The following is a 19,886-nucleotide window of genomic DNA, read 5'->3' on the forward strand; positions in this document are numbered from 1 at the left end:
TGTCATCGCACCTGCGCGCGGAGCTCCATGGCTTCGCGCGCGAGGTGTTCCGTCTCGTAGACCTCGCACATATGGCGGCCGTCCGGAGTCGCCGTGTGCTCCACCTCCCACAGGCTCGTCTCGCTGCCGTCGATCAGCAGGAACGCGTGCTCGTAGAGCATGAACCCGGCGTCCTTTCCCTCGACCTGGCACTGTCTTCCGAATACCTGTGTGATGTGGTGCGCGAACGCCGTCCGCAGCAGCCGCGCGGTCCGCTCGCCCGGCCGGTCGGAGTTCTCGGCCCGGCGCAGCACCCGCCGGGCATGGTCCGGGGAGTTGTCCGGCGAGTACATCCGGTGTCGCGGAACCGGCGTCGAGGGCATGGCGCGCAGACCGCGGAGCAGGGCGAGATGCGCGTCGATCTCGGCCGTGCGCTCGGACTCCAGCTCCGCGAGCAGACCGGCCGCGACATCGTCCATGGGCGGCCCGTCGGGATCGCGCACGGTCTCAGGGCCCGCTGACCCGTCGTCGGAGAGCCGCGGGGCCTCGGGGCTGCCGGGACGGCAGAGACGGGCCGCCGCGAGCTGCGCCTCGGACTCCTCCGCGTACAGCTCGTGCGACCGCGCGTTGTCCCGGCCGGTGTTGTGCACCAGCTCCCAGAGACTGAGCGCGCTGCCGTCCATGAGCAGATACGTGTGCCGGTACGTCTCGCGGTGCAGCCCCGCACTGTGGTGCGCGGAGCACAGCGAGCTGGCGTGCGCCAGCGCATGGCCGAGTTGCTCGACCAACGCGTCCGGCAGGTCGAAGGAGTTGAGTGCCCGACCCAGGAGTCGCTCGAGGTGCGTCTCGGTTGTCTCGTAGGGATCGTTCAAGATGGGTCTCCAGGCCGTCGCCACATGTCACTTGGTGATTGCATAACGTAGTGCCTAGGGCTGACATCGCGTCCTAAGTTTGAGAAAACGAAGGGGGCGTACGTGAAGTTCCCGCGCGCCCCCCGTCAACTCGGTGACTACGCCGGTCAGTCGAGCCGGTACAGCTCGCGGTACGACGGGAACGTCCCGCCGGGCCCCGCCACGCTCTCCGCCGACTCGACGGCGGACACGATTGCCCTGGTCACGACGTCGGCTCCGGCCGCCAGGACCTCATTGAGCGCGAGCGGATCCCCCTCGGCGAGAGGGAGTTGACCCGTCGCCAGGGCGAAAACCGTGTCCCCGTCATTGAGCAGATGCACGGGACGGACGGCGCGCGCGATGCCGTCGTGCGCCGTGCCCGCGAGCTTGTGCGCCTGCGCCCGGGACAGTCCGGCGTCGGTGGCGACGACGGCGAGCGTGGTGTTGAGCGGCGGGGGTCCGTTCCGCTCCCGCAGTTCGGCCAGCCGCCGCTGGGCCGCCTCGTGGACCGCGGGCGCCGGGTACTCCGTACGGCCGTTGAAGTAGCGCCCGTACAGCACGCCCGTCAGCGGATCGATCGCGGACCCCGCCGCGTTGGCCACGACCAGGGCGGCCACCGTGATCCCGGACTCCAGGACCAGGCTCGCCGTGCCGACCCCGCCCTTGACCGGGCCGACGAGAGCGCCCGTCCCGGCGCCCACGCCGCCTTCCGCGACCGGCGCCCCGCTCGCCGTACCGGCCGCCGCCTCCACCGCCGCACGGCCCGTCGCCGCGTCCGGGCGGACCCGCCAGTCGCCACCGCGCCCCAGGTCGAAGACCCCGGCCGCCGGTACGACCGGTACCACCTGGGACGGGTCGGGACCGACCCGGATGCCGCGCCCGCGTTCCTCCAGCCACGCCATCACCCCGGACGCCGAGTCGAGCCCGTACGCGCTGCCGCCCGTCAGCACGACGGCCTCGACGCGCTGGACGATATTGCGTGGATCGAGGGCGTCGGTCTCCCGGGTGGCCGGCCCGCCGCCCCGTACGTCCACCGCGGCCACCACCCCGCCCTCCGGGGCGAGAACGACGGTGGTGCCGGTCAGCGCCCGGTCCCCGGCCACGTGGGCGTGCCCGACCCGCAGGCCCGCCACGTCGGTCAGTGCGTCATTGGATGTCATGAACCCCCATCCGTACCACGGGCGTCCACGCGCCCGAACAGAGCCAGGCGCCACCCCACCGCCACGGTCGCCCCCGCCGGTCCCGACACAGGGACCGCCCAGGCCCCGAGGAACGTACAGGCAGCAGAGGCGCGGGTGGTGGGCCGGGTAGGCCGGTGAGGCGCGCGCTGCGTGCCACCCACGCCGGGGTGGGTTGCCTCCGGCCGTCCTCGTCCGCGCCGGTGCGGACCGCGCCCCCGTACCCTGGAGCCATGAGCACCGCCCCCACTCCCGAGCCGCCGGCAGCGGAGCAGCCCCAGCCGGCCCAGCCGTCCCGGCCGCCCCGCCCCAGTCCCGCGTTGATCTTCGACGATCCGCTGGACCAGCAGTCGACGGACGACACGGACCGCGGCTGGGGCGACCGGCCCGCCGGGAGCGGTGACAGCGCCGCCGATCTCGCACGCTTCCTCGACGAGAAGCCGCCCCACCACCTCTGACCTGCGGTGAAGCAATCAGCCGCTACGGATTGCCCTGCCCCGGATTGTTCGGTCCCGGGGTGGTCTGACCGGGGGCGGTCTGCCCAGAGGTGGTCTGCCCGGGGACGGCTGTCCCTGGGCCGCGCTGCGCGATCAGCGTGTCCCTGATCTCCTTCAGCACCTCCAGCTCGCTGACCTCCACAACCTCCTGGACCTGCTCCGTGGCGGCCTGCTGCCTGGCCCGCCTGGCGAGGTACTTGGCCATCGGCAGGACCATCAGGAAGTACACGACGGCCGCCGTGATCAGGAACGTGAGGACCGCGCTCAGCACCGTTCCCCACATGATCGGAATGCCGCTCACGACCTCGCCCGCGTCGTTCGTCTCGCACGGCGCCTTCAGGCACGAGCTGTACTTGTTCAGATCCTGGGTGCCGAACGCGCCGACCACCGGGTTGATCAGACCCTTGACGACCGAGTTCACCACATTCGTGAACGCCGCTCCGATGACCACCGCGACCGCGAGGTCGATCACGTTGCCGCGCATCAGGAAGGCCTTGAAGCCCTCCAGCACGCTCTCCTTCTCCTTGCTCACGAGTGAGCCTTTCTTCGCATGTGCGGTAGAGGTGACAATCAGCTTCGCAACCTACGGCAGCGCGTGCCCACACTGTCCAATCCGCAGACGCGATCAGGCGACTCCACAGCTCGCCAGTGCGAGTGCGAAAGCCCCGGCTCAGCGGGAACCACCCCCGCACAAGCCGCCCACACACAAGCCACTCCCGCACGAGCCTGTTCAGCACAGCGTCACCGCCAGCCGTGATGTGGCGCCCGCGCCGGCCAGCTCCGTGGCGGTCGCGCGTGGAACGGACAGGACGATCAGCGCCCCGCCGTCCATGCCGTCCCCGATGGTCTCCGGCGCCTTCGGAACCTCGGTCACCCGGGCGCCCGAGGCCACCACCCTCGCCTCCGGCGCCCCCTCGGCCGCCGCGATCACATCCACCCGGTCTCCTCGGCGCAGCAGCCGGACCGTCGCCGCGTCCGCGATACGTACTGGCGCGGACACCAGCTCGGCGGCTCGCTGAGCGCGAGACGGCCGGGATGGCGGTGGCACCGCCACGGCGCCGGGCGCCGTGGACTCCGCGCGGGCGTCGGCGTCCGCCGCCGCACCGACCGAGCCCCCCGCCCCGGCGGCGGCCAGCGCGGCGGCCGTCATGGCCAGACCGGCCGCCGTCGCGCGCCGCCGCCTGAACAGCGCCCTGCGCAGCCGTCGGCCCGAGCCCCGTACCCGCAGCGGGTCGAAGGGCGGCACACCGCACGGCTCGGGCGGGGCGGGTGAGGAGAGGGGAGAGGGAAAGGGTGAGGCGAGCGAGGAGGGAACGGGGGACGGGCGCGGGAGAGGAGGAAGAGGGAGAAGGGACGGATCGTGCGAGAAGGAACGGGACATAGGAACCACCACCTGCCGTGAGGAGTTCTGCGATCGCTCCTCACGATGCACGGTCCGTCACGATCCCGCTGCGAACTGTGTATCAGTCGGCGATTGTGGATAACTTCCTCACCCGCCGGAGTGGTTCAGGCGGGCGTCGCCGCAATTCCCGGTTTCTCACGCATGGTTGGCGAGGGGGCCGGGCACATCCTGATCAAGGCAGCTCGATGCCGGTGTCGATCCCGTCCAGAGCGTGCGCGCACAGACAGTCACGCGTCTCGCTCGCCTGCAATCCGCCCACCGCGTCGAACAGCACCGTGCGCAGGCGGTCGACATTCGAGGCGAAGACCTTGAGGACCTCCTCGTGGGAGACCCCCTCACCGGCCTCCGCGCCCGCGTCCAGATCCGTCACCAGAGTCATGGAGGTGTAGCAGAGCCCCAGTTCACGGGCGAGTACCGCCTCGGGGTGCCCGGTCATCCCGACCACCGACCAGCCCATCGCCGCATGCCACCGCGATTCCGCCCGCGTCGAGAAACGCGGTCCCTCGATGACCACGAGCGTCCCGCCGTCCACCGGCTCCCAGTCGCGCCCCCGCGCCGCCGCCAGCGTTGTCCTGCGTCCCTCAGGACAGTAAGGATCGGCGAGCGAGATGTGCACGACCTTCGAGGTGCTTCCGTCCGGAAGCGGCAGCCCGTCGTAGTAGGTCTGCGTGCGCGCCTTCGTACGGTCCACCAACTGATCGGGTACGAGCAGCGTGCCCGGCCCGAACTCCGGCCGCAGCCCTCCCACGGCACACGGTCCCAGAACCTGCTTCACACCGACGGAACGCAGTGCCCACAAATTCGCGCGGTAGTTGATGCGGTGCGGAGCGAGGCCGTGGGAGCGTCCGTGCCGGGGGAGGAACGCGACCTGTCGGCCGGCGATCTCGCCGAGGAAGAGGGAGTCGCTGGGGGGCCCGTAGGGGGTCTCCACCTCGACCTCGGTCACATCCTCCAGGAAGGAGTAGAAACCCGAGCCACCGATCACACCGATCTCTGCGTTCGCCATCCGATCACAGTAGCCGTACTCGCCCGCGCGTACGCGAAGGACCCCGGCCGTTCAAGAACGGCGGGGTCCCCACGAAACAGAAGGAGAGAAAGGAGGGAGACCTCAGGCGGCCGAGGAGCCGCTGGAGCTGCTCGACGAACTGGAGCCGGAGCCCGAACCGGACCCGGAGCCGCCCGACGAGGAGCCAGAGCCGGAAGAGGACGAGGCCGACGCCGTGGCCTTGGACTCCGACGACGAGGACGACTTCATACCTGTGGAACCCGAGGTCGAACCCGAGGAGCTCGCCGAAGCGGGCGCGCTGCTCGACGACGAGCCACGACTGTCGTTCCGGTAGAACCCGGAGCCCTTGAAGACGATGCCGACCGCGGAGAAGACCTTCTTCAGGCGTCCTTGGCAATTCGGGCACACGGTAAGGGCGTCATCGGTGAACTTCTGCACCGCCTCGAGGCCCTCGCCACACTCGGTGCACTGGTACTGATAGGTCGGCACTTGCTCCTCCTGGCACTCTCACTCAATGAGTGCTAACGACGCTCCATAGTGACGTATTCCGCGCGATCAGTCCACTGTCACCGGCTCGCGGTGACTCTTCCCACGCGCGGTGACCCGCCCGGAGACCTTCGGGGCCAGCCTCGAACGCAGCGCGATCAGCGTGACCAGCGCCAGCGCGGTGCCCACCAGCGGCACCAGGAATCCGGCACTCGCGCCATGGGCATCCGCCAGCTGTCCGGCGACGGTGACCGCCGCGGCCTGACCGAGCGCGACGGCGCCGGTCAGCCAGGTGAACGCCTCGGTACGGGCCGAGGCGGGCACCAGCGACTCGACCAGCGTGTACCCCGTGATCAGCGCGGGCGCGATGCAGAGTCCGACCAGCAGTCCGAGTCCGGCGAGCAGCGGCACCGAGTGCACAGCCCACAGCGCTGACGCGGCCAGCGTCAGCCCCGCGTATCCGACCATCAGCCTGCGACGCGGCCCGATCTTCCAGGCCACGGCGCCGCAGACGATTCCGGCGAGCATGTTGCCCGCCGCGAAGACGCCGTACAGCAGACCGTTCACGCCGGGGTTGCCGATCTCCTCGGCGAAGGCGGTCAGCGAGACCTGCATCCCCCCGAAGACCGAACCGATCCCCAGGAAGGAGATGGCGAGAACCCGCACCCCGGGCACGGAGAGAGCGGAGACGCGCGGCTCGGCCGAGCCGCCTTCCCCGCGACGGCCGGTCTTGGGCTGGGTACCCCGCTGGGCGGCGAAGAGCAGCCCGCCGGCCAGCGTCAGCACGGCCTCGGCGATCAGCCCGGCCGCCGGGTGGACGCCGGTGCACAGCGCGGTCGCCAGTACCGGGCCTATGACGAAAGTGAACTCGTCCGTCACGGATTCGAAGGCGGCGGCCGTCGGAAGCAGGGAAGCGTCGCCACGGGAGCGTGAGCCCGCGCCCGATCCGGGGCCCGGGCCGGAGGGGCTGCCTCCCAGTACGGCGGCCCAGCGCGAGCGGACCATGGGACCGATCTGAGGAACGGAGGCACCCGTCGGGACAGCGGCGAGGAACAGTACCCACAGCGGGGCGTCCGCGAGCGCCAGCACGATCAGCGCCGTGACGGACGCCGTATGGAGCAGCACGCCCGGGACGAGCACCGCGCGCTGCCCGAACCGGTCGGCGAGCTTTCCGCCCTGCGGCGCGAACAGCGCCATGGAGACGCCGGTCACCGCGGCGACGGCTCCCGCGCTGCCGTACGAGCCGGTGGTGTGCTGGACCAGGAGCACGATGCCGATCGTCAGCATCGCGAAGGGCTGCCGGGCGGCGAAACCGGGCAGCAGGAACGTCCAGGCGCCGGGCGTGCGCAGCAGCCGTCCGTATCCGGGGCGGGGCGTCGCGGCCGGGGTGGCGTCCCCGGTGGTGTCGACCGTGTTGTGGGACACGGTCCTTGCCTTTCTGCCGCCTGGTAGCGCGTCCCGGATGTACGGGCGTCGCCGAGAGCTGTCCTCTTGCGCGGAACTGCGGTAGATACCAGGGCCCACATCGGGGAACGCCACGGCCGCCATACGGTCGCGCCAGCACTGCGTCAGGCAGAGTTGGTCGATCAACTGTGCCTTCATCGTACAGGTGCGAACACCACGCCACCTGGGAAAGGAGTGAGCATCATGAACGTACGCCTGCGATTACGGACGGAGGTTGCCACCGGTCGTGGCGCCGGTTCCGGCCCCCGCACCCGCGCCCGTCCCCAGCCAGTCGGCCAGCTTTCCGCCCTGTCCGACCGCCCGCAGCCGTCGCTCGGCGGCATCCCGTACCGGATCGGTCGCGACCACCAGGAGTTCGTCGCCGCGGCGCAGTACGGTCGCCGGCTGCGGTACGAAGCTCTTGCCGTCCCGCACGACCAGGGTCACCGCGGACCCGGCCGGGAGTCGCAGTTCTCCGACCTCCACGCCGTGCATCTTCGAGTGCGCGGGGATCGCCACGGAGAGCAGATGGCCGCGCAGCCGCTCCAGTGGCGCGGATTCGATGCCCAGGTCGGCGGCCTCGGCGGGGTCGCCGAGTCGCAGGGCCTTGGCCAGCCAGGGCAGCGTCGGCCCCTGGACCAGCGTGTAGACGACGACCAGGATGAAGACGATGTTGAAGATCCGGAGGCTGCCCTCGATGTTCGAGACCATCGGGATGGTCGCCAGGATGATGGGCACCGCGCCGCGCAGACCGGCCCAGGACATCAGCGCCTGTTCCTGCCAGGGGATACGGAACGGCAGCAGACTGATCAGCACGGCCAGCGGCCGGGCCACCACGGTCAGGACGAGACCGACGACGACCGCGGGCAGGAAGTCGTCGCCCAGCTCGTGCGGGGTCACCAGCAGCCCGAGCAGAACGAACATGCCGATCTGCGCGATCCAGCCGAGCCCCTCCGCGAACCCGCGGTTGGCCGGGGCGTGCGGCAGCTTGGAGTTCCCCAGGATCATCGAGGCGAGATAGACGGCGAGGAAGCCACTGCCGTGTGCCGTGGCGCCGATCGCGTACGCCGAGACGGCGATGGCCATCACGGCGATCGGGTAGAGCCCGGAGGCGGGCAGGGCCACATGCCGCAGCCCGTAGGCGCCCGCCCAGCCCACGGCCAGTCCGATGCACGCGCCGATCGCCAGTTCCAGCGTGATCTCGCCGACCAGCACGTACCAGTGCTCGACCGGGCCCGACGCCGAGAGCGCGACCACCATGATCACCACAGGGGCGTCATTGAAACCCGACTCGGCCTCCAGCGCCCCGGTCACCCGGGACGGCAGCGGGACCTTGCGCAGGACGGAGAAGACCGCCGCGGCATCCGTCGAGGAGACAACCGCGCCGACGATCAGCGCCTGCCGCCACTCCAGACCGATCAGATAGTGCGCGGCGGAGGCGGTCACCCCGACGCTCACCGCGACGCCCACGGTCGAGAGCACGGCGGCGGCGGGCAGCGCCGGTTTCACTTCTTTCCACTTGGTGCCCAGGCCACCCTCGGCCAGGATCACCACAAGAGCGGCATATCCGATTACCTGTGTCAGTTCGGCGTTGTCGAACTTGACGTGAAAGAGGCCGTCCTGTCCTATGACGACCCCGATCCCGAGATACAGCAGCAGGCTGGGGAGCCCGCTCCGGGAGGAGATCCGGACGGCGGCGACCGCGATCAGCAGCACGAGGGAGCTGATGAGCAGGAGTTCATTGAGATGGTGGACAGACAGCGGTCGATCCTTCCCCTCGCGCATGCCGGATCGTTCCTCCGGCAGCCGGTACTTCGTTACCTTACCTAATCTTTAACGTTTTCTTGACGCTTTCGATTGCCAGTGCGAGCGGATGTGATCTGTGCCTCCCTCGCGGCCGCTATGCGCTGGGAACCATGGCGTGATCACTTGTGCGATCGTCCGACGAGTCGCACTACATGACACCGCGTCCGGGACGATGAACGGCTGCGCCTATGGTTGCTCCAGCATTCCAGGACCACCCTGCCCCTCGAAGGACAGCGATGCCCGCCAACACAGCCCCCCCTTCCGCCAAAAAGAAGGGGCGACGCGCCCGTCTGATCGTGATCGTCCTGGTGCTGGCGCTCGTCGGCGGTGTCGGCTACGGCACGTACTGGGGCGTCAGCACGGTCCGTGCCTCCTTCCCCCAGACCACGGGGACGCTCGAACTCAAGGGCCTCTCCGGGCCCGTGGACGTCAGACGCGACAGTTACGGCATCCCGCAGATCTACGCCAACAGCGACCAGGACCTGTTCCGCGCCCAGGGCTTCGTCCAGGCGCAGGACCGCTTCTGGGAGATGGACGTCCGGCGTCATATGACCTCGGGACGGCTCTCCGAGATGTTCGGCAAGAGCCAGGTCAAGACCGACACCTTCCTGCGCACCCTCGACTGGCACGGGGTGGCACAGCGCGAGTACGACACCAAGCTCTCGGCGGAGACCAAGAAGAACCTCCAGTCGTACGCGGACGGCGTCAACGCGTATCTGGAGGGCCGCGACGGCAAGGACATCTCCGTCGAGTACGCCGCGCTGAGCTTCACCAGTGACTACAAGCCCGAGAAGTGGACGCCCGTCGACTCGGTGGCCTGGCTCAAGGCGATGGCCTGGGACCTGCGCAGCAATATGCAGGACGAGATCGACCGCTCGCTGCTGACCAGCCGGCTGAGCGACCAGCAGATCGACGACCTGTATCCGTCGTATCCGTACGACCGGAACAAGCCGATCGTCAGCGAGGGCGGGATCGACCCCGCCACCGGCAAATACGACCCCAAGGCCGAGCCCGGCAACGCGACAGAACACGGCACGGGAACCGGCACGGGCTCAGACCTCGGCACAGGCGGCACAGGTACAGGCGGGACCGGCACAGGCGGGACCGGCACAGGCGGGACCGGCACAGGCACAGGCACCGGTACTGGCACAGGCACCGGCATAGGAACCGGCACGGACACCGGCACCGGCGGCGTGAACACCGCGTCCGACGCCACCGCGAACTTCAACTCCCAGCTCGAAGCGCTCTCCGGCACGCTCGACGAGATCCCCGAGCTGCTCGGCCCGAGCGGCAGCGGCATCGGCTCCAACTCCTGGGTCGTCTCCGGCCGGTACACGACCACGGAGAAGCCGCTCCTCGCCAACGACCCGCATCTCGCTCCCCAGCTGCCCTCGCTCTGGTACCAGATGGGTCTGCACTGCCGCAGCGTCTCGGCGACCTGCCAGTACGACGTCGCGGGCTACACGTTCGCCGGAATGCCCGGCGTCATCATCGGTCACAACCAGGACATCGCGTGGGGCTTCACGAACCTCGGCGCCGATGTGACCGACCTCTTCCTGGAGAAGGTCAACGGCGACTCCTACCAGTACGGCGACAAGGAGAAGCGGTTCAGGACCCGTGAGGAGACCATCAAGGTCGCGGGCGGCCCGAGCAAGACGATCACCGTCCGCTCCACCGACCGCGGCCCGCTGGTCTCGGACCGCGACAGCGAGTTGGTGAAGGTCGGCGAGAAGGCCCCGGTCGGCGATGTCGCCCCGGACCGCGGCTCCGGCTACGCCGTGTCGCTCCAGTGGACGGCGCTCCAGCCGGGCAAGTCCATGGACGCGGTCTTCGAGCTCAACAAGGCCAAGGACTTCAGCGAGTTCCGCAAGGCCGCCGAGCACTTCGAGGTCCCCTCGCAGAACCTCATCTACGCCGACACCAAGGGCCACATCGGCTACCAGGCGCCGGGCAGCATCCCGATCCGCTCGGAAGGGTTCGACGGCCGGACGCCGGCTCCGGGCTGGGACCCGAAGTACCAGTGGAAGGGGTACATCCCCTTCGACGAGCTGCCGTACGAGTACGACCCGGAGCGCGGCTACATCGTCACCGCCAACCAGGCCGTCGTCGACTCGGAGAAGTACCCCTACCCGCTCACCGAGGACTGGGGCTATGGCGCCCGCAGCCAGCGGATCAACGACCTGATCGAGTCGAAGATCAAGGACGGCGGGAAGATCTCGACCGACGACATGCAGACCATGCAGATGGACAACACCAGCGAGATCGCGAAGCTGCTGATGCCCTACCTGCTCAAGATCAGTGTCTCGGAACCGTCCGTACGCGAGGCGCAGAAGCTCCTCGAAGGCTGGGACTACACCCAGGAACCCGACTCGGGGGCCGCCGCCTACTTCAACGCGGTCTGGCGCAATGTCCTCAAGCTCGCCTTCGGCAACAAGCTTCCCAAGGAGGTACGGGTCAGGGGCGAGTGCCTCAATGTCCGTCCCGCCGACAGCACGGGGCCGGCGGACGACGACATACAGCTGGTACGGGAGTGCGGCCAGCGCGCGCCCGACTCGGCCCAGCCGGACGGCGGGGACCGCTGGTACGAGGTCGTGCGCGGCATCATCAAGGACGAGAACAACGCGTGGTGGAGTTCCCCGGGCAGCCGCAGGGACGAGGCCACCAAGACCCGCGACAAGCTGTTCGAGCGCGCCATGGAGGACGCCCGCTGGGAGCTGACCGCCAAGCTCGGCAAGGACGTCTCCAGCTGGAGCTGGGGCCGGCTGCACCAGCTCCAGCTGGACAACCAGACCCTCGGGACCAGCGGCCCCAGCTTCCTGAGGCAGATGCTCAACCGCGGCCCGTGGAACCTCGGCGGTGGCGAGGCCGCGATCAACGCGACGGGCTGGAACGCGGCGGGCGGCTACGAGGTCGTGTGGGTGCCGTCGATGCGGATGGTCGTCAACGTCGGTGACTGGGACAAGTCCCGCTGGATCAATCTGACGGGCGCCTCGGGGCACGCGTACAGCGCCCACTACACCGACCAGACGGACAAGTGGGCCAAGGGCGAGCTGCTCGACTGGCCCTACAAGGTCAGCACGGTGGAACGCGCGACGAAGGACACCCTGACGCTCAAGCCACCCAAATCGTGAGCCGGGGCGCGGGGCACAGGGCACCGGGGCGCGGCGCACGACGCGCGGCGCACGGGGCAAGGGCCGAGGCTGAGCGCCGCCGCCGACGCCGCCGCTAACGCCGGTCGTCGAAGCGCCTGACGCCCCCCGGCGTCACCACGGCCCGTACGGGGTGGTCGTGCGGTTCCTCCGGGACCCGCGCGACCACCTCGTTCTCGTACAGCAGGACGGTCAGCGCGGGTGCGGCGCCGGCTCGGGCCAGCCGGCCGAGGACCCGGTCGTACGAGCCGCCGCCCCGCCCCAGCCGCATCCCTCGCCCGTCCACCGCGAGGCCGGGCAGCAGCACGACCTCCGCCTCCAGTACGGCGTCCACGCCGAGCCGGGTACCGTCAGGCTCCAGCAGCCCCCGCCCCGCCCGCACCAGACGGTCCGCGCCCTCGTACTCCGCCCAGTCGAGGTCGTTGTCCGCCAGCAGCACCGGCAGCAGGACCCGCACCCCCCGCGCGCGCAGCGCGTCGAGCAGCGCGCGCGTGCCCGGTTCGCGCCCCACCGAGACATACGCGGCGACGGTACGGGCGCCCGCGAGCTCCGGCAGACCGAGTGCGCGCCGCGCGAGAACCGCCGCGGTCTCCCGGGCGTCCTCACTGGACAGGAGGGCCCGCGCGGCGAGGAGTTCACGGCGCAGAGCGGTCTTTCCGGTCATGTCACTACTCATCATTACGCACCGGACATCACAAACCTCGCGTCTGCTCTCTTATGAGGCGAAAGTTAACCGGAGTATCATCTTCCGCCCATACGGCGCGGATAGGGTACTTCGCATGACTCACTCGTCCTCCCGGATCACCAAGGCTGTCATCCCCGCCGCGGGCCTCGGCACCCGGTTCCTGCCCGCCACGAAGGCCACTCCGAAGGAGATGCTGCCGGTCGTGGACAAACCCGCGATCCAGTACGTGGTCGAGGAGGCGGTGGCCGCCGGGCTCTCCGACGTCCTTATGGTGACCGGCCGCAACAAGCGTCCGCTGGAGGACCATTTCGACCGGAACTACGAGCTGGAGGAGGCGCTTACCCGGAAGGGGGACGCCGGCCGCCTCGCGAAGGTCCAGGAGTCCAGCGACCTGGCCACCATGCACTACGTGCGTCAGGGCAACCCCAAGGGCCTCGGCCACGCCGTGCTCTGCGCCGCCCCGCACGTCGGCGACCAGCCCTTCGCGGTGCTGCTCGGTGACGACCTGATCGACCCGCGCGACCCGCTGCTGTCCCGCATGGTCGAGATCCAGGAGCGGGAGGGCGGCAGCGTCATCGCGCTGATGGAGGTCGACCCGAAGCAGATCCATCTGTACGGCTGCGCCGCCGTGGAGCCCACCGGCGACCCCGATGTGGTCAAGGTGCACGATCTGGTCGAGAAGCCCGACACCGCCGACGCCCCCAGCAATTACGCGATCATCGGCCGCTATGTCCTCGACCCCGCCGTCTTCGGGATACTGCGCCAGACCGAGCCGGGCCGCGGTGGTGAGATCCAGCTCACGGACGCGCTGCAGCAGTTGTCCGTGGACGAGAAGGTGGGCGGACCGGTCCATGGCGTGGTTTTCAAGGGCCGTCGCTATGACACAGGGGACCGCGGCGACTATCTGCGTGCCATTGTCAGACTCGCGTGCGAACGTGAAGACCTGGGCCCGGACTTCCGTGCCTGGCTCCGCAGTTATGTCAGCGAGGAGATGTAGCACTTGAGCAGCACGGCAGAATCGGTACCGGCCGCCGGCCACGAGCGGCTCTGGTCGGTGGACGACCATCTCGCGGACATCCTCGCCGCGGTCCACCCGCTCGACCCCATCGAGCTGCAACTGCCCGACGCCCAGGGCTGTGTGCTGGTGGAGGACGTCACGGTACCGGTGGCTCTGCCGCCGTTCGACAACAGCTCCATGGACGGATACGCGGTCCGAACGGCCGATGTCGCGGGCGCCACCGACGAGTTCCCGGCCGTGCTGACCGTCATCGGCGATGTCGCGGCGGGCAGCGGCGCGTTGCCCGAGGTCGGCCCCGGACAGGCCGCCCGGATCATGACCGGTGCCCCGCTGCCCCCCGGCGCCGAGGCCGTCGTCCCGGTGGAGTGGACCGACGGCGGCGCGGGCGGCGCCGCGGCCATCTCGATGCGCCCCGCGGGGGCCGGTGGTGAGGGCGCGAGCGGTGAGGTACGGGTGTTCCGCTCGGCCGAGGCGCGCGCCCATGTCCGCTCGCGCGGCAGCGATGTGCGCGCCGGAGACCTGGCCCTGGAGGCGGGCACGGTCCTGGGACCACCGCAGATCGGTCTGCTGGCCGCCATCGGCCGCGGTTCGGTACGGGTCAGGCCCCGCCCGCGCGTGGTCGTGCTCTCCACCGGAAGTGAGCTGATCCAGCCCGGCGAGGATCTGGGCGAGGGCCAGATCTACGACTCGAACAGCTTCGCGCTCACCGCCGCCGCCCGGGACGCGGGCGCCATCGCGTACCGGGTCGGCGCCGTCACCGACGACGCGGACACGCTGCGCGCCACCATCGAGGACCAGCTGATCCGCGCCGACATGGTCGTCACCACGGGCGGCGTCAGCGTCGGGGCGTACGACGTCGTCAAGGAGGCGCTCTCCTCCGTGGGCGACGAGGACGAGCCGGGGGGCGGGGTCGACTTCCGCAAGCTCGCCATGCAGCCCGGCAAGCCGCAGGGCTTCGGCTCGATCGGCCCGGAGCACACCCCGCTGCTCGCCCTCCCCGGGAACCCGGTCTCCTCGTACGTCTCCTTCGAGCTGTTCGTGCGCCCGGCGATCCGCGCTCTGATGGGCCGCAAGGACGTGCACCGCCCCGTCGTCCGGGCGACACTCACGGCCGGCACGGCACTGTCGTCCCCGGCGGGCCGCCGTCAGTTCCTGCGCGGTACGTACGACGCCGAGGGGAGCACGATCACCCCCGTGGGCGGCGCCGGCTCCCATCTCATCGCCGCCCTCGCCCATGCCGACGCGCTGATCGTGATCCCGGAGGAGTCCGTCTCGGTGGAGCCGGGCACGGAGGTCGACGTCGTCCTGATCGGCTGACCACCGCGCGGTGGCGGTACCGTGTCTGCCCACACAGGCCCCGTCGGGCCCGGACCAGGAGCGCCACAGCGAATGACTGTGTTTCCCCGGGGGGAGACCCCCGGAACCCCTCAGCAAGGCAGCTTGACGCATATCGACGAGTCGGGCGCGGCTCGTATGGTCGACGTCTCGGCGAAAGAGGTGACGGCGCGCGTCGCGCGCGCCAGCGGCCGGGTGCTGGTCTCGTCGCGCGTCGTCGAACTGCTCAGGGGCGGGGGAGTGCCCAAGGGGGACGCCCTCGCCACGGCCCGTATCGCGGGCATCATGGGCGCCAAGCGGACCCCCGACCTGATTCCGCTCTGCCATCCGCTCGCCGTCTCGGGGGTCACGCTCGATCTCTCGGTCGCGGACGACGCCGTCGAGATCCTCGCGACGGTGAAGACCACCGACCGCACGGGCGTCGAGATGGAGGCCCTGACCGCTGTCTCGGTGGCCGCGCTGACCGTGGTCGACATGGTGAAGGCGGTCGACAAGGGCGCGGTCATCACGGACGTACGGGTCGAGGAGAAGACGGGCGGCAAGTCGGGCCACTGGACCCGGCCCGAGGCGGAGGTGCCGCCCGAAGCGGCGGTCTCCGGGGCGGACGGGGGCGCGCAGTGAGTACACCCGCGAGAAGCGACGGCCCCGCTCACGAGCCGCCGGCCACCTCCCCGTCCCCCGCCCCGTACCGCGCCCTGGTCGTCACGGCGTCCAACCGCGCCGCCGCCGGGGTCTACGCCGACACGGGCGGCCCGGTCCTCGCCGACGGTCTGAGCGCGCTGGGCTTCGCGGTCGACGGGCCGAAGGTCGTCCCCGACGGAGAGCCGGTCGAGCGGGCCCTGCGCGAGGGCGTCGCCGCCGCGTACGACGTCATCCTGACCACCGGCGGTACGGGCATCTCCCCGACGGACCGCACCCCGGAGGCCACCCGGCGCGTGCTCGACCACGAGATCCCGGGAATCCCGGAGGCGATCCGTGCCGAGGGCACGACGAAGGTGCCCGCCGCCGCCCTCTCCCGGGGCCTGGCGGGGGTGGCGGGGCGGACCCTGATCGTGAACCTGCCGGGCTCGACGGGCGGGGTACGGGACGGTCTCGCCGTGCTCGGCCGGCTGCTCGTCCACGCCGTGGACCAGATCCACGGCGGCGATCACCCCCGTACCGACGGATGAACCCGGCCTGGCCCGTGATGCTGGTGGACGGCGACATCACCCTCCGCCCCATAAGGCTGCGCGACCAGCGCGCCTGGCGTGAGGTGAACCGGCGCAACCGCGACTGGCTGCGGCCCTGGGAGGCGACGATCCCGCCACCGCCCCCGGGCGGTCCGGTCGCCCAGCGCCCCACCTACCGTCAGATGGTCCGCCATCTGCGCGGCGAGGCCAACGCCGGCCGGATGCTGCCCTTCGTCATCGAGTACCAGGGCCGGCTCGTCGGCCAGCTGACCGTCGCCGGCATCACCTGGGGCTCGATGTGCTCGGGCCATGTCGGCTACTGGGTGGACCGCGAGGTCGCGGGGCGCGGGGTCATGCCGACCGCGGTCGCCCTCGCGGTGGACCACTGCTTCCGTACGGTCGGACTGCACCGCGTCGAGATCTGTATCCGCCCGGAGAACGGCCCCAGCCGCCGGGTCGTCGACAAACTCGGATTTCGCGAGGAAGGGCTGAGGCCCCGCTATCTGCATATCGACGGGGCGTGGCGGGATCATCTCGTCTATGTGCTCACGGCCGAGGAAGTGCCCGAAGGGCTGCTCCGGCGCTGGCGCAGGGTCCGACCAGGGGCGACCGGCAACGATCAGAAAATGAAATAAGTGTTCGATATTGATCGGCATATGGCCATAAACTGATCCGCACCATCACAAAAAAAGTCAGTGCTATCAGCTGGATCGTGCGACACACCGGCTCAATTGGCGGATCCCGTCGTGCGAACCCCTCTACGGTGTGAACCGTGAGCAGCAGCGGCCTCATCTACGCAGTCATCGTCGGGGCCTGGGCCGCCTACTTGGTGCCGATGTGGCTCCGCAGGCAGGACGAGCTCAATGAGGCACGCCCGACGGAACGCTTCAGCACCGCCATCCGGCTGCTGTCCGGACGGGCGGCCATGGAGCGCCGTTACGCCAAGGAGCTTCACGAGCGCACCGCCGAAGAGGCGGGGCCCGACGGGGGACCGGACAGCCGTACGGAGTCGATCAGCTCCGTCGACGTCCGGGCCTTCTCCGCGCCCCCGGCCCGTACCGAAGCCCGGATGGAGATCCGCGCGGACGTCCCGGCGCCGGCCAGGTCCGGGGCCGCGCGCCCGGCGTCCCGCCCCGCCCAGGCATCCCGCCCGGCCCCCGCGCGCCACGCGCCCGACCGGTCCGCCCCCGCCTCCGAGCGGCGCGCCCCTGAGCGGCGCGCGCGGCCCTCGGGCACCGCGGCGGAACGCGCCCGGCGCGCACAGCGCCTCCAGGTCCTCGCCCGCAGGCGCCGTACCACCGTGATCCTCTTTCTCGCCTTCACGCTCGGCACGATCGTCGCGGCGGTCGGCGGTCTCGGCTTCCTCTGGGCACCGGCCCTCCCGGCCGTACTCCTCAGCGTGTACATCGTGCATCTGCGCGGCCAGGAGCGACGGCGCTTCGCGTTCACCATGGACCGGCGCAGGGCCGAGGCCGCCGCGCAGCGGCTGCGCGAGAACCGGCCGCGCCGCCATCAGCCGTCGACGGCCGCCTCGGGCGAGCCGGACGAGGAGCCCGAACCCGGCCCCGAACCGGCCCCCGCCCCCACGGTCTCGCCCCAAGAGGCGGGCCGCCGCGCCCTGGTCGAGCAGACCGACCACGCGGAGTGGGTGGACCAGCAGCGCGAGCGCGGCCCGGCGAGCGGCGACAGCTGGGACCCCGTACCGGTCCCGCTCCCCACGTACGTCACCGCCCCGGTCGCTCCCCGCGCCGGCGGGGGTGTCGAGGTCAGCGACCCGGAAACGTGGAGCGCGGCCCGCTCCTCCACGGCCGAGCCCGCCGCGGAACCCCCGCCGCCACCCCGCGCCCCGGCACCCCGCCGCACGCGCGACCGCGGCAGGACCCCGCTGTTCGACCAGTACGACGAGGACGACCGCCCCCGCGCGGCCAACGAGTGACCCACCGCCCCCCACCCCGCCCCCGGTCACCGCGCCCACCCCCGGGCCCGGTGACCAGCCGCTAACGGATTTCCGAGCACGGCGGCGGGGGTGCTAAGGTTTCACTCGTTGCAAGGGCCTGTGGCGCAGACTGGTAGCGCACCTCGTTCGCATCGAGGGGGTCAGGGGTTCAAATCCCCTCAGGTCCACAACAGCGACAAGAATCCCGTCCGATCGGAAGATCGGGCGGGATTCTCGCGTTTCCGGGAGGAGTGGGCGCCGGCGTCCCCGTGTGCGGCCGCGCCGTCTCCGCCCGTTCGTCCGAGTGGCTTGTCCCGATGGCCGGGCGGGCGGCGCGGAGGCAGCGTGGGGCGCATGACAGAGACCTCGGCCGTCGCCGCGGGCCCGAGCGGGTCGGAGCGCCGGGGCGGCGTCGTACGGGCGGCCCGGGGCTTCGGGTGGCCCGCCGCTGTCGCCGTGGCGTACGTCATCCTCCAACTGGTGCTCGTCGTGCCCGGGTCGGGTCTCGGCTGGGACGAGACGGTGTACGTCAGCCAGGTCGCCCGGGACGCCGAGGCCGCGTTCTTCAGCGCGCCGCGCGCCCGGGGCATCACCTATCTGATCGCGCCGGTGACCGCGCTGACCTCGTCCGTCGAGGCCCTCCGGGTCTATCTCGCGCTGCTGTCGGGCGCCGGTCTCCTGCTCGCGCTGTGGGTGTGGCGACGGCTGCTCCCGGCGCCCGTACTCGCTCTGGCCGGCGCCCTGTTCGCCGGGCTGTGGATCACCGTCCTCTACGGCCCGCAGGTCATGCCGAACCTGTGGGTCGCCCTCGGGTCCCTGTTCGCGGTCGGCTGCTTCCTGCGGGCCGTGCGCGACCGGTCCGACCGTGCCGCGCTCGCCGGGCTCTGCGGGGGCGTGGCGTTCGTCGCGCTCATGCGGCCCAGCGACGCACTCTGGCTCGGCCTGCCGCTCGCCGCCGCCGGGCTCCTCGTCGGGGCCTGGCGGCACCCGCTCCCGCTGCTGGCACTCGCCGCCGGTGCGGCCCTCGGCTGTGCGCCGTGGGCCGTCGAGGCGTACGCCGGTTACGGCGGCCTCTCCGCGCGGTTGCGGCGCGCCAGCGAGATCCAGGGGGACCTGGGCTGGCATCTCGCCCTCGACGACCAGGTGCGCGCGCTCGACGGGCGGCTGCTCTGCCGCCCCTGTGACATTCCGTGGCGACGGCCCGTCACCGCGGTGTGGTGGTTCGTGCTGCCGCTCCTCGTCGTCTGCGGGGTGCTGGCCGCCGTCCGCGCCAGGAGGCCGGCCGTCGTGCTGGTGCCGACGCTGGCGGGGCTGTCGATGGCGGTGCCGTACGTCCTGCTGATCGGTTACGCGGCGCCGCGCTTCCTCCTCCCCACGTACGCGCTGCTCGCGCTGCCCACGGCGGCGGGCCTGGCCCGGATCGGCCGGGCGGCATGGCCGCGCCCCCTGGCGGTGGGCGCTCTCGCGGCGCTGCTGGCGGCGCATCTGACGGTGCAGTACGTGGTCCTCGACAGCGCCGCCGCGCGCGGCCGTACCAACAGGGTGGCATTTGCACGGGTGGCGGCCGAGCTGGCGCGCCAGGGCGTACGGCCGCCGTGCGTGGTCAGCGGGGCGGAGGCCGTACGGGTCGCCTATCTCGCCGGCTGCGCGTCACGGCAGACCGGGGGCCACGACGGTTCCATCACCCCCGCACGGCTCGTCGCGCTCGCCCGCGGCCGGCCGGTGGCCGTCGTGGTGGCGGGGGAGGACGCGCGGCCCGCGTACACCGAGGGGTGGCGCGCCGTGAGCCTGCCCGATCTGCCGGGCCGGAGCGACTGGCGCGCCTATCTCTCCCCGGCCGCGCGGGGAGAGTCCACGCGCGGACAGCTGAATAAGTCTCGTACTGAAAAACGAAATTGAGCGAGTGA

18 protein-coding genes and 1 tRNA gene are annotated in these 19,886 nt (G+C 71.0%); 10 read left to right on the top strand and 9 right to left on the bottom strand.

The window, feature by feature from the left end:
* Positions 1-2: 2 nt before the first annotated feature.
* Together ACFRKB_RS27640 and ACFRKB_RS27645 are read right to left on the bottom strand one after the other, a co-directional pair.
* Positions 3-851, bottom strand: a complete 849-nt coding sequence (locus tag ACFRKB_RS27640) for a DUF6227 family protein (protein WP_383109201.1) — start codon at positions 849-851, stop codon at positions 3-5.
* A 146-nt stretch (positions 852-997) separates the two neighbouring features.
* A complete protein-coding gene (locus ACFRKB_RS27645; RefSeq protein WP_383109202.1) occupies positions 998-2,029 on the bottom strand; it encodes a P1 family peptidase in 1,032 nt (343 codons plus the stop codon).
* A 251-nt stretch (positions 2,030-2,280) separates the two neighbouring features.
* On the opposite strand from ACFRKB_RS27645, the gene ACFRKB_RS27650 reads away from it, so the two are divergent.
* Positions 2,281-2,505: a hypothetical protein gene (locus tag ACFRKB_RS27650; RefSeq protein WP_383109203.1), complete on the top strand. Its 225-nt coding sequence runs from the start codon at positions 2,281-2,283 to the stop codon at positions 2,503-2,505.
* A gap of 22 nt (positions 2,506-2,527) precedes the next feature.
* Here the strand turns inward: ACFRKB_RS27650 and mscL are convergent, their stop codons facing one another.
* From mscL to ACFRKB_RS27680, 6 genes are all read right to left on the bottom strand, one after another.
* Positions 2,528-3,076: a large conductance mechanosensitive channel protein MscL gene (gene mscL / locus ACFRKB_RS27655; protein WP_383109204.1), complete on the bottom strand. Its 549-nt coding sequence runs from the start codon at positions 3,074-3,076 to the stop codon at positions 2,528-2,530.
* A 198-nt stretch (positions 3,077-3,274) separates the two neighbouring features.
* The gene (locus ACFRKB_RS27660; RefSeq protein ID WP_383109206.1) at positions 3,275-3,925 is read right to left on the bottom strand and encodes a hypothetical protein; all 651 of its coding nucleotides are present in this window, start codon (positions 3,923-3,925) and stop codon (positions 3,275-3,277) included.
* A 193-nt stretch (positions 3,926-4,118) separates the two neighbouring features.
* Entirely contained in the window at positions 4,119-4,952 is an 834-nt protein-coding gene (locus ACFRKB_RS27665; RefSeq protein WP_383109207.1) for an S-methyl-5'-thioadenosine phosphorylase, read from the bottom strand.
* Between the two features lie 102 nt (positions 4,953-5,054).
* Positions 5,055-5,441 carry an FmdB family zinc ribbon protein gene (locus tag ACFRKB_RS27670; protein WP_383109208.1) on the bottom strand — a complete coding sequence of 129 codons (387 nt, stop codon included), beginning with the start codon at positions 5,439-5,441 and terminating at the stop codon, positions 5,055-5,057.
* A gap of 66 nt (positions 5,442-5,507) precedes the next feature.
* Positions 5,508-6,863: an MFS transporter gene (locus tag ACFRKB_RS27675; protein WP_383109209.1), complete on the bottom strand. Its 1,356-nt coding sequence runs from the start codon at positions 6,861-6,863 to the stop codon at positions 5,508-5,510.
* Positions 6,864-7,103: 240 nt separating this feature from the next.
* Positions 7,104-8,666 carry a potassium/proton antiporter gene (locus tag ACFRKB_RS27680; protein ID WP_383109211.1) on the bottom strand — a complete coding sequence of 521 codons (1,563 nt, stop codon included), beginning with the start codon at positions 8,664-8,666 and terminating at the stop codon, positions 7,104-7,106.
* A 257-nt stretch (positions 8,667-8,923) separates the two neighbouring features.
* On the opposite strand from ACFRKB_RS27680, the gene ACFRKB_RS27685 reads away from it, so the two are divergent.
* Positions 8,924-11,818 (top strand): penicillin acylase family protein, encoded by a 2,895-nt coding sequence (locus ACFRKB_RS27685; RefSeq protein WP_383109212.1) that lies wholly within the window; start codon positions 8,924-8,926, stop codon positions 11,816-11,818.
* A 94-nt stretch (positions 11,819-11,912) separates the two neighbouring features.
* Here the strand turns inward: ACFRKB_RS27685 and ACFRKB_RS27690 are convergent, their stop codons facing one another.
* Positions 11,913-12,512 (bottom strand): 5-formyltetrahydrofolate cyclo-ligase, encoded by a 600-nt coding sequence (locus ACFRKB_RS27690; RefSeq protein ID WP_383109213.1) that lies wholly within the window; start codon positions 12,510-12,512, stop codon positions 11,913-11,915.
* A gap of 103 nt (positions 12,513-12,615) precedes the next feature.
* Between ACFRKB_RS27690 and galU the strand changes: the two genes are divergently transcribed.
* The 8 genes from galU (at position 12,616) to ACFRKB_RS27730 (ending at position 19,878) form a co-directional block, all read left to right on the top strand.
* A complete protein-coding gene (gene galU / locus ACFRKB_RS27695; protein WP_365975632.1) occupies positions 12,616-13,518 on the top strand; it encodes a UTP--glucose-1-phosphate uridylyltransferase GalU in 903 nt (300 codons plus the stop codon).
* A 3-nt stretch (positions 13,519-13,521) separates the two neighbouring features.
* Positions 13,522-14,856: a molybdotransferase-like divisome protein Glp gene (gene glp, locus ACFRKB_RS27700; protein WP_383109215.1), complete on the top strand. Its 1,335-nt coding sequence runs from the start codon at positions 13,522-13,524 to the stop codon at positions 14,854-14,856.
* Between the two features lie 72 nt (positions 14,857-14,928).
* Positions 14,929-15,495, top strand: a complete 567-nt coding sequence (moaC, locus tag ACFRKB_RS27705) for a cyclic pyranopterin monophosphate synthase MoaC (protein ID WP_383109216.1) — start codon at positions 14,929-14,931, stop codon at positions 15,493-15,495.
* A gap of 74 nt (positions 15,496-15,569) precedes the next feature.
* Positions 15,570-16,043 (top strand): MogA/MoaB family molybdenum cofactor biosynthesis protein, encoded by a 474-nt coding sequence (locus ACFRKB_RS27710; protein WP_383109300.1) that lies wholly within the window; start codon positions 15,570-15,572, stop codon positions 16,041-16,043.
* Positions 16,040-16,678: a GNAT family N-acetyltransferase gene (locus ACFRKB_RS27715; RefSeq protein WP_365975635.1), complete on the top strand. Its 639-nt coding sequence runs from the start codon at positions 16,040-16,042 to the stop codon at positions 16,676-16,678. The genes ACFRKB_RS27710 and ACFRKB_RS27715 overlap by 4 nt, the downstream gene beginning before the upstream one ends.
* A gap of 137 nt (positions 16,679-16,815) precedes the next feature.
* Entirely contained in the window at positions 16,816-17,979 is a 1,164-nt protein-coding gene (locus ACFRKB_RS27720) for a gephyrin-like molybdotransferase receptor GlpR (protein ID WP_383109217.1), read from the top strand.
* 114 nt (positions 17,980-18,093) lie between these two features.
* A tRNA-Ala gene (locus ACFRKB_RS27725) sits at positions 18,094-18,167 on the top strand.
* 166 nt (positions 18,168-18,333) lie between these two features.
* Positions 18,334-19,878, top strand: coding sequence for a hypothetical protein (locus ACFRKB_RS27730; RefSeq protein ID WP_383109218.1), 1,545 nt, complete (start codon positions 18,334-18,336; stop codon positions 19,876-19,878).
* The last annotated feature ends 8 nt before the right edge of the window (positions 19,879-19,886 follow it).

Origin of the sequence: Streptomyces scopuliridis (assembly GCF_042790125.1) — a bacterium.
Taxonomy (GTDB): Bacteria; Actinomycetota; Actinomycetes; order Streptomycetales; family Streptomycetaceae; genus Streptomyces; species Streptomyces scopuliridis_A.

Coding starts and splice junctions, on each gene's coding strand:
- ACFRKB_RS27645 (WP_383109202.1), bottom strand. CDS start 2,029: ATGACATCCAATGACGCACTGACCGACGTGGCGGGCCTGCGGGTCGGG.
- ACFRKB_RS27650 (WP_383109203.1), top strand. CDS start 2,281: ATGAGCACCGCCCCCACTCCCGAGCCGCCGGCAGCGGAGCAGCCCCAG.
- ACFRKB_RS27660 (WP_383109206.1), bottom strand. CDS start 3,925: ATGTCCCGTTCCTTCTCGCACGATCCGTCCCTTCTCCCTCTTCCTCCT.
- ACFRKB_RS27665 (WP_383109207.1), bottom strand. CDS start 4,952: ATGGCGAACGCAGAGATCGGTGTGATCGGTGGCTCGGGTTTCTACTCC.
- ACFRKB_RS27680 (WP_383109211.1), bottom strand. CDS start 8,666: ATGCGCGAGGGGAAGGATCGACCGCTGTCTGTCCACCATCTCAATGAA.
- ACFRKB_RS27685 (WP_383109212.1), top strand. CDS start 8,924: ATGCCCGCCAACACAGCCCCCCCTTCCGCCAAAAAGAAGGGGCGACGC.
- ACFRKB_RS27690 (WP_383109213.1), bottom strand. CDS start 12,512: ATGAGTAGTGACATGACCGGAAAGACCGCTCTGCGCCGTGAACTCCTC.
- galU (WP_365975632.1), top strand. CDS start 12,616: ATGACTCACTCGTCCTCCCGGATCACCAAGGCTGTCATCCCCGCCGCG.
- moaC (WP_383109216.1), top strand. CDS start 14,929: ATGACTGTGTTTCCCCGGGGGGAGACCCCCGGAACCCCTCAGCAAGGC.
- ACFRKB_RS27715 (WP_365975635.1), top strand. CDS start 16,040: ATGAACCCGGCCTGGCCCGTGATGCTGGTGGACGGCGACATCACCCTC.
- ACFRKB_RS27730 (WP_383109218.1), top strand. CDS start 18,334: ATGACAGAGACCTCGGCCGTCGCCGCGGGCCCGAGCGGGTCGGAGCGC.